Below are 14914 nucleotides of genomic sequence, written 5' to 3' on the forward strand. Positions count from 1 at the left end.
CTATCCCCTTATTGCATGTTCATTCAATTTTATTGTCCTTTTTCCATTACAGCAAAGTAGTTATTTTCACCGTCTGCGAAATTGAATACTCTTCCACCAGGAATTTCTACAATATCTCCAACCGTAACATTTTTGTCCTTCAACTCTCGATTCAATTGATCAAAATTATCCGAAAAGAACATTAAAGAAGGTGTTCCGAGATTCATTTCAGGATTCATTTGGGCAACCAACTCTTTATTATGAAGAACAATGCTAGTCGCTGCACCTTTCGGAGCAAGCTCGATAAATCTCATAGGGCCATTTGTTTCGTCTAAAATCACTTCGAATCCTAGCTTTTCTGTCCAGAATTTTTTGGATTCCTCTTGGTTATTTACATATAACATAATTTGTCCAATTTTATTAATCATAAGTTATACTCTCCTTCTTAGCGGGATAATTTATTGCTTTTACAATATACCTCATGAAGAATATTCACGTCAAGGAATATTAATTCGAACTCCCCTTTTGCAAATATAAGTTGGCTTTGTTTCCGGAGGTTGTCCATATCCCCATATTATTTACTTTCTTTTCCTACATTAAACCGAATTTCAGACCAGCGAAAGAGAACATCGATAATTATTTTTATTTTTAAATACCTCTACAATATTTCAATATAACCTTCTGTTCCATTCACACGAATTCGTTGCCCGTCTTTTATCAGCTTGGTGGCATTTTCCACTCCGACAACTGCTGGCAAGCCATATTCACGAGCGATAACGGCTCCATGGGTCATCAGTCCGCCAACTTCGGTGACCAGGCCTTTAATAGATACAAACAATGATGTCCAGCCAGGGTCAGTAAAGGCGGTGACTAATATATCGCCATCTTCCAGATCTGCCTCTTCCATGTTTAAGATGACACGAGCTCGTCCCTCTATTACTCCGGTAGAAACAGGGAGACCTATAATCGCGTTGTCTGGCAAATTTTCTCGTTTGTATTCACCTGTAATAATTTCACCATCAGATGTGATTACACGTGGCGGAGTAAGTTTTTCAAAAAAATTGTAATCGTCTTTTCGTTTACTGATGATCTGATCATCCAGTTTATTTGTGCGTACGACTTCGTGAAGTTCTTCAAAAGTGAGATAGAATATATCTTCTTTTTCATGAATAACGCTAGCTTGTACAAGTTGTTCGGCTTCTTTCAGTAAAGCCTGCTTATAAATGAAGTAGCGGTTAATCATTCCGTATTTTGGATATTCACGGTAACCGATATAATTCCGGATAAAACTGATTACTCGTTTTGTCTCTTCAGCTTTTAGTTCTCCATCCGGTAATTGCTTCAATCGATCTAATAACTCTTGTTCTTTTTCTAAAGCCTCCTGTCGGCCTTGCTCAAATTTTCGATTGCCAGCATTAGGCTCAAAGTTTTTGATATTACTGAGAATCATGGGGACAAGTGTAATCGGCTTTTCACTCCAACGAGTTCTCGAAATATCGATTTCACCGGCACATCGCATTCCGAATTTGTTGAGATAAGCATAGATTGCATCTTGAGTTGCCTGTCCACCATCAAACTTAACCAGTTTATCCAAAAAATCATCATCTTTTACGTGTTGTAAATAATCAACTATTTCCGGGAAAGGACGAATCACATCTGCAACATCCAAAAGCGCCAGACCCATTTCCGAGGTAATGTTGTTTGATACAGATTGAGAAAGCATATCTGCTGCGTTTTTTTCACCTAACCACTCGTACATTTTTTCATTAATCCATGACGAAGCGTTCATAGCAGTCATAAAAACCTTTGTACTTTGTGGGTCAGATAAGAACTTCTTTAATTCCTGGAGATCTTCAAGAATAAAATCAAATAGATCTGCTCCTGATTTCGTTCGGATGTTTTGTCTTAATTCTTCTATCGACGTTTGACTGTTCTTAATCAAATCAGAAACGATTGCCGGATCATTTTCGATTAATGCTTGAAAACCTTCTGACGAACTATCTTTACTGCTATTAACGGGACTCCCTTCTTTTCTATCATCTGGTAACGATTTTATATATTCTCGTTCTATTAAGGTCATAAATGCGTCTTTTATGAGCGGATCGGATTTCCCAAGGGTATTTATGAAATTTTCTCTGCTCACAGGTGAAGCCAGCATATGTGTAACATCAACAAACAACCTTCCACCGGCCTTACGCATGGGTGCAGGAGTGATTAACAGGTAAAAAGACAATCCTAGTGGTTTCATGGGATCCGTCATCATTTGTTGATGACCGACAGATACGTAAACGTGATTTTCTTGATCATTTACTTCAGGGATCGGGTATAAAGTAGTGATTGGCCGACTCTGAACAATATAAAAAGTATCATGATCCAAACACCATTCGATATCTTGTGGACAACCAAAATAAGCTTCAATCTCTCTACCTAAACGTGCCAGTTGTAAAATTTGTTGTTCGGAAAGGGTTTGAGTCTTTTGCTGATCGAGATCGATTTTCAGGGTCTCTGTTCCACCTTCTTTTAATCCATAGATAGCTAATTTTTTGGTGGCTATCATCATATCGACGATTTCCTCTTCCTGTACTTTATAACAATCGGCAGATACCAAGCCAGAGACCAGAGCTTCTCCGAGCCCAAAACTGGCATTAATAGATAGCAGCTTTCGATTAGAAGTCATCGGATCCGCTGTGAATAAAATCCCTGAAGCCTGAGGGAAAACCATCCTTTGCACGATAACAGATAAATATACCTGTCTGTGGTTAAATCCATTTTGCATGCGGTAGATTACCGCGCGATCCGTAAATAGAGATGCCCAACATTTGCTTATGTGCTGCATGATTGCTTCTCTTCCGATGATATTTAAATAGCTGTCCTGTTGACCGGCAAAAGAGGCATGTGGTAAATCTTCAGCAGTTGCACTAGAGCGTACTGCATAAGCCTGTTCTTCACCAAGTTGGGAGAGATAGTGAGTAACTGCTGTCACAACATCGGAAGGAATTTCTACTTCCATAAGGAGTTGTCGAAGCCTCTTACTGATTTCACCAATTTGCTCTCGATCGTCTACGTTTAACATGGATAGTTGATCCAATAAAATATGATACTTTTCGTTCTTTTCGATGGCTTTTTGGTAGCCCACTGTTGTAACACAAAATCCTTCTGGTACTTTTATTCCTTCGATAGTTGATAATCGCCCTAAATTCAACCCTTTTCCGCCCACGAGCAAAAGCTGTGTGGTTTCTATTTCCTGAAAACCAAGAACCAATGAACGCATACAATATCTCTCCTAACCATTAAAATGAGAAAAAATTTGACAAGAGTTTAGCTGCATGGTATATTATAAATATAAGATGCATTATCTATGCCTTTATATTTTTTGTAGTCGTGATCCGATTATATCATCGTGTCTTTTTATATGCAATAAAAAAGAACCTGAAAGCTATTCAGGTTCTTTTTTTGTGTTTCCCGCTATTATTTGTTATTCAAAGACCATGGTTCGAACCGAACTACAACCCATAGACTTCAAACTCATAAATTCGTGCTGCTGTATCGGCTCCTTGTGTGGGCTTAAGAGTTATTAATTTTACATAGCGAGCTTTCACCAATGCAATCGCGTCTGTCGACTCAGCTGCCGAGTTTCCTTGCACGTTTACAACATCCGTCCAGTTCGTTCCGTCGTTACTCACCTGAATGGTATAATCGCTTGTATTAAACCCGGACCATTCTCCTCCACTCTGAGCATGCTTGATGATAAAAGTGCTGATTTGATGCTCGGCTCCTAGATCGACTTGTAGCCAATGAGGCAGATTTCCAAGTGCACACCATTTGCTATTATCCGTCACTTTACCGTCAACTGCGTTTGGTGCGCCTTCTTTGTCTCCACATGCATGATCGGCTGTTGCAGGTTTTCCAAGTGCTAAATTCCTCACCGCACCAGCTTCCTTACTCACTGTAATGAGCGCCTTTTTCATAATTGTGTCTTGGCCCGAACTGTTGGTTGCAGTTAGTGACACGTTATATATGCCCTCCTGATTGAACGTTACAACCGGGTTCTTCGATGTGCTGACAGCTGGGCTACCGCTTTCGAAGCTCCATGACCATTCTTCTGTCACTTCGGTCGACAGGTCGGTGAAGTTTACGCTTTCACCTGGAGTTACCAAGGTCCGATCAGCCTTGAACTCTGCAATCGGCTTCGGATAAGCTGGCCAGCTGATCTTCACGCTGGAGGCCTGACCTTGCTCGTATCTCCCATTGATTGCAACGACCTTTAATGCTGTGAGCGTTTCTTTGTCTATTCTTCTCATCTCAGGAACGTAAAACACATGATTTGGCGTTGCGCCCAATAATACCTCACTGCCATCTGGCAGTACTCGATAGATTTCGTATTGCTTCATCTGCTGGTCAAGTGGTTTCCACTCTAATCTAGCATCTCCATAAATTCCATCGCGGAAATCGGATTGGGTAACCTTCAGATCGCGAACCGCTGGTAGCGTTTTGATCGGGTCGTTGGCATTTTGGATGGAGAGCTGGCCAATTTGAATACTATAATTATTAATCGTATCCTTGGAATCAAAATAAAGTGACAATGCTACGATTCGTTTCCCTTTGTATGGGGTCAAATTCAAAGTTTCGGTAGTCCAGCCTGGTGCTGTCTTATCCTTCACATTAAGAAAGATAAATTGGTCTGGTTGGTCTGCAAAAGCAAGACCTACCTTCAAGCTAGGCTTGTTCAGCGTTTTAAAAGTAACCGATAGCTTTGTGCTTGCTTCGATTTTAAGGTCTGTCTTGTAGAGCTTCAGATGCGTTGCATTGTTATGGGTCAGATCACCTGAAACCTTCAGCGAACTGCCACCGTAATACGCATCGGACCAATCGAGCTCTGGAGTAAGTGAAGTTCCTTTGCTGTCTGCGATCCAGCGCCATGTTGGCAGGATATCCTGCAGGCTCCGGTTATTCCATCCCTTATCTCGTACCTGCTGCCCTCGGACATAATATTTCTGCCCGCTTCCTGTATTGAAATTGGTGATGAAAGGTAGCTTATTTACAGGGGATGATTCTGCCACATTGTTCGCGATTCCTTTCCAGGCCTGATCGCTCACGGTGTTACCCGGATTCCCGTTTGGCCCCACCCAGAATTTGTTCTCGCGTGCGAAGAAATCCTCCATGCTTTCTGCACTGTTGAAAGCCCAGTCTGGACGGTAGATACCAAGGGAAGTGACGGCAGGTTGACTATCCGGAAACAGCAGATTCCAGTTCACATTCGTATCGTAGCCCTTGGCTTCAACATCTATCCCTGCATACAGGTCATACGGACTTCTATCTAAACTTTTGGCCTTCTCTGCTGAGCTTTTAAGATCTTTCCACCAGAAGTTCAGGAACATATTGTCTGTTATTTTCTTATTATTGTCTTGCAGGAACATTGCATTCTTGTCATTTAGCGCATTTTGCCAACTGATACTGCCCTCCTTGGTCATGGAGTCGTACCATACGATTTGCATAGATGCAGATTTGTGCGATTCTAGATAACTTAGGAAAGCTTTCATTTTCTGGGCATCAGCTGGTGTTCCACCCTCAGTCTCCTGGTTAATAAACCAACCGTCAAATCCGTAATACTTCGCAACCTGGATCAGCTTATCTGCGGCAGGAAAGGAACCGTCGCTGTTCTGCTGAAGCATTTGCTTCACCCATTCAAATTTCCCTCCATAAACAGTTGGCGGGAAGAACACCGTTCCGACGATCGGTACGCCATTTTTATGTGCTGCGTCGATCGTATCAGCGCTTGGTGGTACGATAATTCCTTCCCCGGCAGATCCGCCCCAATAGACCAGCTTGTCAACATATTGCCAATAAGTAAACGTATTAGCTCCAAATTTGTCTGATCCCTGTGATGGCACACCACTTGTTCCCGAGTTCAGTGCTGATAAAGCCATAACTTTTGGCGCTTTTGTCGCATGAGCATTGACTCCATCAGTCACAAAGCGGTCTTGCAGCGGAATTGTACTTCGGTTGAATACCGCATCCGGGTCGGATGCAGGACTCCACTGAAGCAATTGCTCTGGAAACCAGTAGGATGAATAAGGCTGTTTAGCGAACGCAGTAGTGGATAATGCTACGCACATCACAAATAAGAATATAAAACCTGCACCAATCTTTTTCATGCCGTACTCCTCCAATCGATTATTTTATGATTGCGCTTACATTTTATCAAGTTGGACAAAGCTCTAGATAGTGGATTAATGACAAGTCCAGGTGCAAATATTACAGATTGTAAGTATGAAGCTAGTATCAGACAGCACTCCATAAATAAAAGAGCCCTCATTTAAACAAATGAGGGCTCTCAATCTTTTTATGTCATTTAGAATCAATACTGGACTTGTTTGGGATTTCAAGTTATGTATCCTGACGTTAAGCATTCAGATTTAAAAGAAATTGCCGTGTGTTCTGATAAGCATCGTTCCATCCCATTTTAGCATAGAAGCGTAGTCCGTCGAGCCCCTTGAAATAATAAGCTCCCATTAGCCGCTCTTTAAAATAAGGTATCTTTATGCTGGCTTTCTCTTGATTGATTTGATATGTCTTAATGACATCACTCCACGGCATATGCCGATCGAGGATCGCAAGGTCTATGAGAGAATCACCGTACATGCAATTCCCATCGATGATGCCGGTAATTCGTGTTCCATCGGACAAAATATTCCACTGTTGAAAATCTCCGTGTATAAAGCTTCTGTACGATTCATTATAGGGTACGTAGTCCATCAACCGACCGTATATTTCTTCATATACATCTCTCTCCAAGCAAGAAGTACGGAAGAGATCATGCCAGTTCTCCCAGAATGTTCCCCTTTGATCCTCTGCATTTACGGCAACGACGAAGTCTTTCCATGATACATAGGATCCGTTGCCGTCAGCAGCGATCCACCCATAGCCGTTAGTTGACCCAATATCTGCTTCAGCCATTTTTTTCAAAATACTAATAATCTCAGTCAACTGATGAGTTTGTTCCTCTGCTGTGAAATCGGATAGATTCAGTCCTTCAATTCGTTCCATGATTATATAGGTTAACTGGTTAATTCTCCCTAACGCCAAACATTTGGGGAAAGGGATGTTTTGACCTGAGAGCAAATGGGATACATAGTGTTCCGTTTCATATGCTCCTTCCAGATCACTGAATTTCATAACATACCCCTTCCCTTCGTGGTTGAATGAAAACACATTACTTATGTTGCCGCCAGAAAGCGGTTTAATCTCAGTCGAACCAGGCCCAAGATGATTGTCTAATAGTTTTTCAATTGCACTTATGGCCAATTTCGGTTTCTCATAAGTCACCATTGCTTCAACTCCTATAAATCGAATAGTCTCGGATCTATATCCTTTGAGGACTACTTCAAAATTTTCTTAGCCTTTCGTTTCCTAATACGATCAATTTACGTACAGCTTACCAGATAGTATTGATAAACTGGATAGTAAAAACAATTATAATTGAATTATCCGCAACTGAGCATTATTGAACAGAGGGGACATTTTTAGGGGACCAACTAGTTAAGTATTAGACTTAATTATATTTCTGGAAAATCATCCTATGGGTGTTCCATTAGGCAGTTTCATATCTGGCTTCAATAGAATTACGTCACCCTTTTCAGGTACACCTCCAAGGACTAATACCTCTGAATTAAAGCCTGCAATTCGTCGAGGAGGAAAATTGACTACCGCAATTACTTGCTCTCCGATGATATCTTCAGCCACATATCTTCTAGTAATTTGTGCACTAGATTTCTTTATTCCGATCTCATCTCCAAAATCAATCTCAAGCTTGATCGCAGGAACTTTTGCTTCGGCGAAGAATTCAGATTTAATTATTGTTCCAACACGAATATCCAGTTTCAAAAAATCATCAATAATAGCCATATAGCATTCTCCCTTTAAATGATATTTTCTTAATTTATTTGCTTATCTACTTTGATTCTGATATTTAACAGTAGTGTAATTGAAGGCTTTTACCCAGAAATACATCCCCATGCCGAGTAGAGTCATCATCCCTCCTATAAATTGAAAGCTAGTGATTGTTTCTCCCAAGAATAGATAAGCTAGTATTATGGCGAGAACAGGCTCACCAATAATCCCTACAGAAATAGTAGTTGCACCTAAAGATTTCAATAACATATTAATAATAGATTGTCCCAAAATAGTTGGGATTAATGCGAGTAAAAAGAAATAGATCCAGTCCGAAGAGTTATAATCTATCAAAGAGAAATGGTTTGACAAATTGTAGATTAACAAGACGCTTCCGCCAAGGAAAAAAACAATAACACTGTATAAACTTGCTCCTATTTTATGACTTACTTTTTGTCCTGCCAGCATATACGCTGATACAAAAACGGTTCCTAATAATGATAAGCCATCCCCTATTAACGCCACTTTAGAAACTCCAAAGTCTCCCCAAGCGATAACTATTGAACCCAGAAGTGCAATCACTAAACAAAGAATGTTTACCACATTTACCCGTTCTCTGAAGATGAAGTATGAACCAATCATTACAAATAAAGGCTGCAATGATAATATCACCATAGAGCTTGCAACCGAAGTATAAACTAAAGACTCCATCCAAAATAAGAAGTGTAATCCAAGAAAGAGACCCGCTAAGAAAACAATACTCCAGTCTTTTTTACTCATCTCCAGACAGCGAAGCTTTTTCCATGATACAAAAGGAAGCAATAAAATTACAGAAGCAAACAATCTATACATGCCGGCTACAGAGGTGGGAGTATTTGAAAATTTTATCATGATGGAAGAGATCGAAATAGATAAAATACTAATAAAAAGCAAAATGTACGGATATGACGGTTTATTTGATTTCACATATAATCCTCCAAAATGTTCTATCTACTTCCTGTGCACAGAGTGATAAAATCAAGATTGGATATAATAATATCATCATCATTGTTTAAATTGTGTCATTATATCGTTGTATTATATATAAATATCATCATTTTAGAAGGGACGTCATTAGATGTCAAAACTGCTGCACGAGAACATTCTTTTTCCTGATGCTTCATTTCCATACATTATGTACACAGCTAACTCTCGGAAAATTATCCCTGAAGGACGAGGATTTAATGACTTACATTGGCACGAAGAACTTCAGATCACTTTGGTTACTCAAGGTAAACTAGTTATACAAGTGAATGGTATTGATTATGAATTGAAAAATGGCCAAGCCATTTTCATCAATAAAGGTGCCCTTCATGTTACGACGCACCTGACTCCTGACGGTCAGTATGTGAGTTTCAATTTTCCTGAAAAGCTGTTGGTCTTTTATGCAGATAGTGCTATGGAAAAAAATTATGTATCACCTTATACGAACTCTTCCTTACTGTCTCTAGTAATTAAAGGAGATGCTGAATGGCAAAGAGATGTACTAAACATGCTTTTGGAGCTGAAGAATAGATTTGATATGCCAAAGAAATGGGGATGGGAATATGAGGTTTCTATCAGAACCGTACAACTCTGGTTAACCTTGATATCTAATATTTCTCTCTCCTTTGAGGACACAGCTAAATACGTAAAAAGGCAGCAAGAACGACTTCAACTCATGCTTTCTTTCATCCATCAGCACTACGCAACTAATATAACTTTGCAAGATATTTCTGATGCTGCTCATTTAAGTGTTTCAGAATGTACCCGTAGTTTCAAAAAGACCCTTCATATCACACCGTATGAATATTTAATAAAGTACCGGATTAAGAAAAGTATGGAGCTATTAATTTCAACTGATTATACAGTAACTGAAATTGCCCATAGAGTTGGTTTTAATCATGTTAACAACTTCATTCAGTCCTTTAAAAAACATCAAACAAGAACACCTAAAGATTTCCGGAAATTAAGAAATGAAATCAAAATCCAAGATACTTTGCCAATAGATACTCCTGGACGGGGGCCGGAATTGTTTTAAACTATATAAAAAGTGGCAGTCACGAAGGCTTTTTTGCCCTGTTTGACTACCACTTACTGTTTAATATCCCATATCCTTCAATATTTTGGATAACGTGCTCAGACGCTCACCGATCATTTCATCGTCATCGCTAAGAGCTTGATTAAATAGCTTAATATCTTCATTAATTCGCTCATTATCTGTACATACCGCTACAGTCATCGCATCCCCTTGCAAGCCAACTCTGTCGATGACGGGCTGCTCCGGGTCATATAAATTCTCATATCGATACGCTTCGCGGAAATGTTCTAACGACCGGCAAATTAGAATGGACAAATCAAGCACGCGATGAAGAGGCAGTTCCTCAGATTGTCTGGACCATTTTTCCCCGGTATATCTCCATACCTTAGCCGAAATATCGACCTTTCCTCTATCATTCCACTGCGCCAATCCTAAGGAAAGACCTTTCGCATCTGTGTTTCCAGCCATTCGGCCGTCAACCTTCTCATAATTCTCCGATACGACAACAGGCTTATGTTTTAAAGTTGTAGGTATTTTCATGTTTTTTTTCTTCCTTCCAGTTACTATTTTACTAATTTACTAAACGACGGTTTCATCTTATCTTGGATTTCATCGTTAGTCAATTCGTGGTTTGTTATAACCTTTATCTCCGTAGGGCTGTAACTTCTCTAACCATGGCTTTAAGATTTTCTTCCGTTCCCAGCGCATATCAGTTACCTTATCTATCTCCTTCTGTTCTAGTACCTCATAAGTGAACCCATCCGCACCGAATTCTTTCCAATCCTTCTGGAGCTGGGCATTTGCAAATCTCCCTGAATCCAACTGCATTTGCAAGGTAAGCCATTTGTTTTTCAAATTAGGATAGCTGTCGATAAATATTTTGCCGTTGATTTGGTTTTTGATTTGAGCAACACCCATATAAATCTTAATTTGTTTGTACTCCTCGATCAGCTCTTTGCGTTTATTCATATCCATATCTTTCTCTCCTTATCTTAGATAATAAATTCATGGAAATTGTAGTTGGATTTTCATTTTCCCAGCGATTCCAGCTGCACTTTACTTCTTTTCTTAACCACAATAGGAAGCAGAAAAAGCGCACCAATAATCACAAATACACCACTCGCCATAAATACGCCCATCAAGGAGAACGTATCCTTTAGGTAGCCGGAAATGAACATGCCAACCACCATCATTCCCATAAAAATAGGCATGATTGCTCCTGAAACTCGGCCAATAAAGGCCCCTTCGGTATTTCGCACAAGAAGTGTCTGAATCCCTCCTTGAATGCAAGGGTAAAACAAACCACTGATCACCAAGAAAATAATCGTCAGCCAAATTTGCTTAGAAGCACCCATTCCAACCGTACAGACGGCATTGACGAGTAAGCCTATCAAAAGCAATAGCTGTGGCCTTACTTTTTTGGCTATCCCGATTATTGCAGCTCCGCCTACTAACATGGCTGCCCCACTAGCCATCACAAGCCACTGAAGAAATTGTTTGTCCTTACCTAAGTTCTCGATGACAAGAAAAATCTGAAGTGGCTGAGTTAGTCCTGATGCCAAACCCACCGCCGAGAAAGTTAAACTAAGTGTTCTTAAGGGTTTACTCGACCCGATGTATCGCAAGCCAGCCGTTAACTCTTTAATGAAGCCGCTGGCTTTACCTGACTTCGGCTCTTCTTCATCCCGAGGAAGGGAAGACAATATAAGCGAAGAGCCCAGAAACATAACGGCTGTCAGGATCAGAGATACGTGAATTCCAAACTTAATAAAAATAAACGTACCAATAACGGGTCCCAAAACCGTAAAGACAGCGACAAGGGTTTGGGACATCGCCATAACGCCTTGCAGCTGTTCAGCTGGCACATGTCTCTTGTACAGTTTCATCGCCGAAGGCTGAGAAAATTGAGATAAGCTGGCAGATACAAAAGATCCGATAAGAAGCGCAATCCATTCGCCATTCATGACCGCAATCAGCACCACCCCGACGGACAAGCCAGATAACAAATCGCTCCATACCATGGTTCTCTTCGGCCGCCATCGGTCGGCAAAGGTCCCACCAATAAGACCAAAAAGAAAGATCGGTGCAAATTCGGCAACCGATATCAGAGATACATCTACCGGATTATTATTCGTCAATTCAGATACATAAAGAAGGACGGCATAATTCCGGATCCATATTCCGAGCTGCAATAACACACGGGAGAGGATAATTGTTCGAACATAACGATTAGAAAACATTTTAATTCCCCATATCCTTTACTATTTTTTACACCTTCTCAAAACTCTCCAACATGACAACAGGATTATGTTTAAACGTTGTTGGTATTTTCATTGCACCACTCCTATTTACTAATTTACTGATTTACTAATTTACTAAATCACTGCTTCATTTTATACAGGATAGTGTCGTTCGTCAAGCCGTTTTCAGTCTCGATATTCCACAATCCTTTTTTTAAAGGTGTTAATTGATTCTGTAAACAAATAAAAAAGTGGAGCAACTGCCGTAGCATTTGCTCCACTTTTTTACGTTTATCTAATTTCAAAAAATTCTTTAGTGTATTCGACAACGCCATGGACATTTGAGAGACCGTCATCTATAAGCTCAACGGCCATAAAATTATCGTCTGAAACTTCGAAAGGTGCTTCTATACCAAATTGACTAGCTTTTTTATAACCAAACTTCGGATAATACTTATCATGACCCAAAACGACAGAGCCTTTATATCCAAGCTGTGTTGCGATTTTGTGGCCTTCAGTAATCAGTAGCTTCCCTATACCCTTGCTTTGCATTTCTGGTAGTACTGCAACAGGTGCAAGCGCAACCAGAGTTTGATCACCTACTAGTACTTCTGAAAAAAGGATATGACCGACGATCTTATTCTCATATTCAGCTACAAGAGATAACTCCGGAATAAACTTTGTCGAGCTCCTTAGTCTATTTACCAAATTGTGCTCATCATGATCTGAATGTTCCGCATTTTCAAATGATTTTTGGACTACATGGTAGACTTCGTTAATATCTTGAGCTTTTTCTTGTCTAATGATAATGTTCATTAAATTAACCTCCTGATCATGGATTTGAGCTCATTGCTTTCTATTCTGGGTCTTGGATAACCGTTAATCGTTACCTGAATCATAGCTCGTCCCAATTGTTCCGATGTAATGACACTGTTTAACTTCTTTAGCAAGGGATAAAGTGGCTTCATCACATCATAAAAAATCTGATACACTTTTGTTTTGGATTGTATGCCATATAGGGGTAGAATTACACCTGGTCTGAACATATATGCGTCCTTAAAAGGTAGCTTCAACAGATCGTTTTCTGTCTTCCCTTTCACTCTCGCCCACATAGAGCGTCCTTTTTCCGAACTATCCGTCCCACTTCCAGAAACATATATAAAGGTCATTTGAGGGTTCAATCTTGCTAATGTTGTTCCGGCGGATAGCGCGATATCATATGTTACTCTTTTATATTCATCTTCCTTCATACCAGCAGAGGAAACCCCAAGGCAGAAAAAGCATGCATCATAACCTGTGATTTCATGTTCTATACTTGATAATTCAGCTACATTGGATAGTTGAATTTGTCTTAGTTTTGTATGTTGATGCTCTGTCTTTTTACGCCCAATCGTAAGTATTTCTTGAACTCTATCATCCATCAAACATTCACGCAACGCGCTTTGACCAACCATACCTGTAGCTCCAAAAATAATGACCTTCATATCATTGACTCTCCAATCTAAGAGATGATTCTATTTCCAATATTAACAGGCATTTCCGAAGCCAACAATCTTTTGACGTAATCATGGATTGTAACAATGTGCTTGCTTCTTCATCCTTTATTATCATGCAACGACAACAGAAGGATTCCCAATTTCCGCTTCACCTAATATAAAGTCCTAGAAAGCTATACTATAAATCTATTGAAGTTTGACCTTGTTTAGGATCAGTGAGACGAGCATATTCTATCGAGATTGATAATAGAATGAAAGAAATGAAACCCGCTCCAAGCCCTTCAACTGAACTATGATGCCCTAACCCCAGCTTGGTCTGGGGGGAATAAGTGAAACGATTAACGGAGGTGTTTTTTATATGCAATGTATTTTGTGTGGCCCTGCTCCAGCTATTACCGTATTTCATGAGTATCATTCGTTTACGTTGATGCGGTGTAGCAATTGTGGTCTTATCTTTAGAGCGAATATTGCGGAGGTTGATACAACCGGCTTAATCACAAATATTTATAATACAGAATGGATTGCAATGCGTGAAAAATATGCTCAAGCTACCTATTCTGATCATGCTCTGTTTAATTTAATGCTGCTGGAAATGTTCAGTCCAGAAAAAGGAGCATTGCTAGAGTTTGGTTCTGGAACAGGTGAATTTTTACATGCTGCTGAAAATGGCGGCTGGAGAGCGGTTGGCATTGAACCCTCACAATTGTCACGAGCCTATGCCAAATATAAATACGGTGTGGATCTGGTTAAAGATGAATGGAAAAGCACCCAAGACGATGACTCGGCTGAAAATCCTGATCTTCCTCGTTATGATGCGGTAGTGTTCTGGCATGTGCTTGAGCATATTTCCGATCCATTTGCATTTTTGAAGGATATTCGTAATCTTTTGACAACGCAAGGGAAAATATATTTCAGTATTCCTAACAGCCATTCATTAACCAACGAAGTCTACGGACCTGAATCACCGTTATTTATTGAACCCGATCACCTGTATCATTACACGGACGCTAATGTGCGTGAATTACTCAATCAGGCTGGATTTGAGATCATTTCGATATTCACGCGGCAGCTGGTCTCTGTTTCGGATGTATTGATCGATGCACATCCTCACTATGGGCCGAATACTCCATTTGTAGAGCGAATGGCATTATTGGCCAAATGGCAAGGCGAACGTCGCGGACATGAGATATGTTGTGTGGCCAGCCTGAAGGAATAATTTATTATACTTGCAAGAAAAAAAGCTGGAGCCA

Annotated in this window: 13 protein-coding genes; 2 read left to right on the forward strand and 11 right to left on the reverse strand. The window is 40.1% G+C overall.

Annotated elements, in window-relative coordinates:
* Positions 1 to 29: 29 nt before the first annotated feature.
* The 6 genes from MKX35_RS19095 to MKX35_RS19120 all read right to left on the reverse strand — a co-directional run bounded on the left by MKX35_RS19095 (position 30) and on the right by MKX35_RS19120 (position 8835).
* On the reverse strand, positions 30 to 407 hold the full coding sequence (locus tag MKX35_RS19095) for a VOC family protein (protein ID WP_042188380.1): 378 nt from the start codon (positions 405 to 407) through the stop codon (positions 30 to 32).
* A gap of 230 nt (positions 408 to 637) precedes the next feature.
* Positions 638 to 3250: a phosphoenolpyruvate synthase gene (gene ppsA, locus MKX35_RS19100; RefSeq protein WP_076299787.1), complete on the reverse strand. Its 2613-nt coding sequence runs from the start codon at positions 3248 to 3250 to the stop codon at positions 638 to 640.
* Between the two features lie 232 nt (positions 3251 to 3482).
* Entirely contained in the window at positions 3483 to 6134 is a 2652-nt protein-coding gene (locus tag MKX35_RS19105) for an endo-beta-N-acetylglucosaminidase (RefSeq protein WP_076299786.1), read from the reverse strand.
* A 247-nt stretch (positions 6135 to 6381) separates the two neighbouring features.
* Positions 6382 to 7308 carry an aminoglycoside phosphotransferase family protein gene (locus MKX35_RS19110; RefSeq protein WP_076299785.1) on the reverse strand — a complete coding sequence of 309 codons (927 nt, stop codon included), beginning with the start codon at positions 7306 to 7308 and terminating at the stop codon, positions 6382 to 6384.
* A 243-nt stretch (positions 7309 to 7551) separates the two neighbouring features.
* Entirely contained in the window at positions 7552 to 7884 is a 333-nt protein-coding gene (csaA, locus tag MKX35_RS19115) for a chaperone CsaA (protein WP_076299784.1), read from the reverse strand.
* A 42-nt stretch (positions 7885 to 7926) separates the two neighbouring features.
* Positions 7927 to 8835 (reverse strand): DMT family transporter, encoded by a 909-nt coding sequence (locus tag MKX35_RS19120; protein WP_076299783.1) that lies wholly within the window; start codon positions 8833 to 8835, stop codon positions 7927 to 7929.
* A gap of 151 nt (positions 8836 to 8986) precedes the next feature.
* Between MKX35_RS19120 and MKX35_RS19125 the strand changes: the two genes are divergently transcribed.
* The gene (locus MKX35_RS19125) at positions 8987 to 9928 is read left to right on the forward strand and encodes an AraC family transcriptional regulator (RefSeq protein ID WP_042188375.1); all 942 of its coding nucleotides are present in this window, start codon (positions 8987 to 8989) and stop codon (positions 9926 to 9928) included.
* A 60-nt stretch (positions 9929 to 9988) separates the two neighbouring features.
* Here MKX35_RS19125 and MKX35_RS19130 read toward each other — a convergent pair whose 3' ends face one another.
* The 5 genes from MKX35_RS19130 to MKX35_RS19150 all read right to left on the reverse strand — a co-directional run bounded on the left by MKX35_RS19130 (position 9989) and on the right by MKX35_RS19150 (position 13652).
* The gene (locus MKX35_RS19130; protein WP_042188373.1) at positions 9989 to 10468 is read right to left on the reverse strand and encodes a DUF6530 family protein; all 480 of its coding nucleotides are present in this window, start codon (positions 10466 to 10468) and stop codon (positions 9989 to 9991) included.
* Positions 10469 to 10543: 75 nt separating this feature from the next.
* The gene (locus tag MKX35_RS19135) at positions 10544 to 10903 is read right to left on the reverse strand and encodes a GIY-YIG nuclease family protein (RefSeq protein ID WP_076299782.1); all 360 of its coding nucleotides are present in this window, start codon (positions 10901 to 10903) and stop codon (positions 10544 to 10546) included.
* A gap of 53 nt (positions 10904 to 10956) precedes the next feature.
* Complete coding sequence (locus MKX35_RS19140; protein WP_076299781.1) at positions 10957 to 12168, reverse strand: MFS transporter; 1212 nt, start codon at positions 12166 to 12168, stop codon at positions 10957 to 10959.
* Positions 12169 to 12459: 291 nt separating this feature from the next.
* The gene (locus tag MKX35_RS19145) at positions 12460 to 12984 is read right to left on the reverse strand and encodes a GNAT family N-acetyltransferase (protein ID WP_076283764.1); all 525 of its coding nucleotides are present in this window, start codon (positions 12982 to 12984) and stop codon (positions 12460 to 12462) included.
* The gene (locus tag MKX35_RS19150; RefSeq protein ID WP_076283765.1) at positions 12984 to 13652 is read right to left on the reverse strand and encodes an epimerase; all 669 of its coding nucleotides are present in this window, start codon (positions 13650 to 13652) and stop codon (positions 12984 to 12986) included. The genes MKX35_RS19145 and MKX35_RS19150 overlap by 1 nt, the downstream gene beginning before the upstream one ends.
* A 370-nt stretch (positions 13653 to 14022) precedes the next feature.
* Between MKX35_RS19150 and MKX35_RS19155 the strand changes: the two genes are divergently transcribed.
* Positions 14023 to 14880 carry a class I SAM-dependent methyltransferase gene (locus tag MKX35_RS19155; protein ID WP_081382918.1) on the forward strand — a complete coding sequence of 286 codons (858 nt, stop codon included), beginning with the start codon at positions 14023 to 14025 and terminating at the stop codon, positions 14878 to 14880.
* The last annotated feature ends 34 nt before the right edge of the window (positions 14881 to 14914 follow it).

This window comes from Paenibacillus sp. FSL R5-0923 (genome assembly GCF_038009145.1).
GTDB lineage: Bacteria > Bacillota > Bacilli > Paenibacillales > Paenibacillaceae > Paenibacillus_AQ.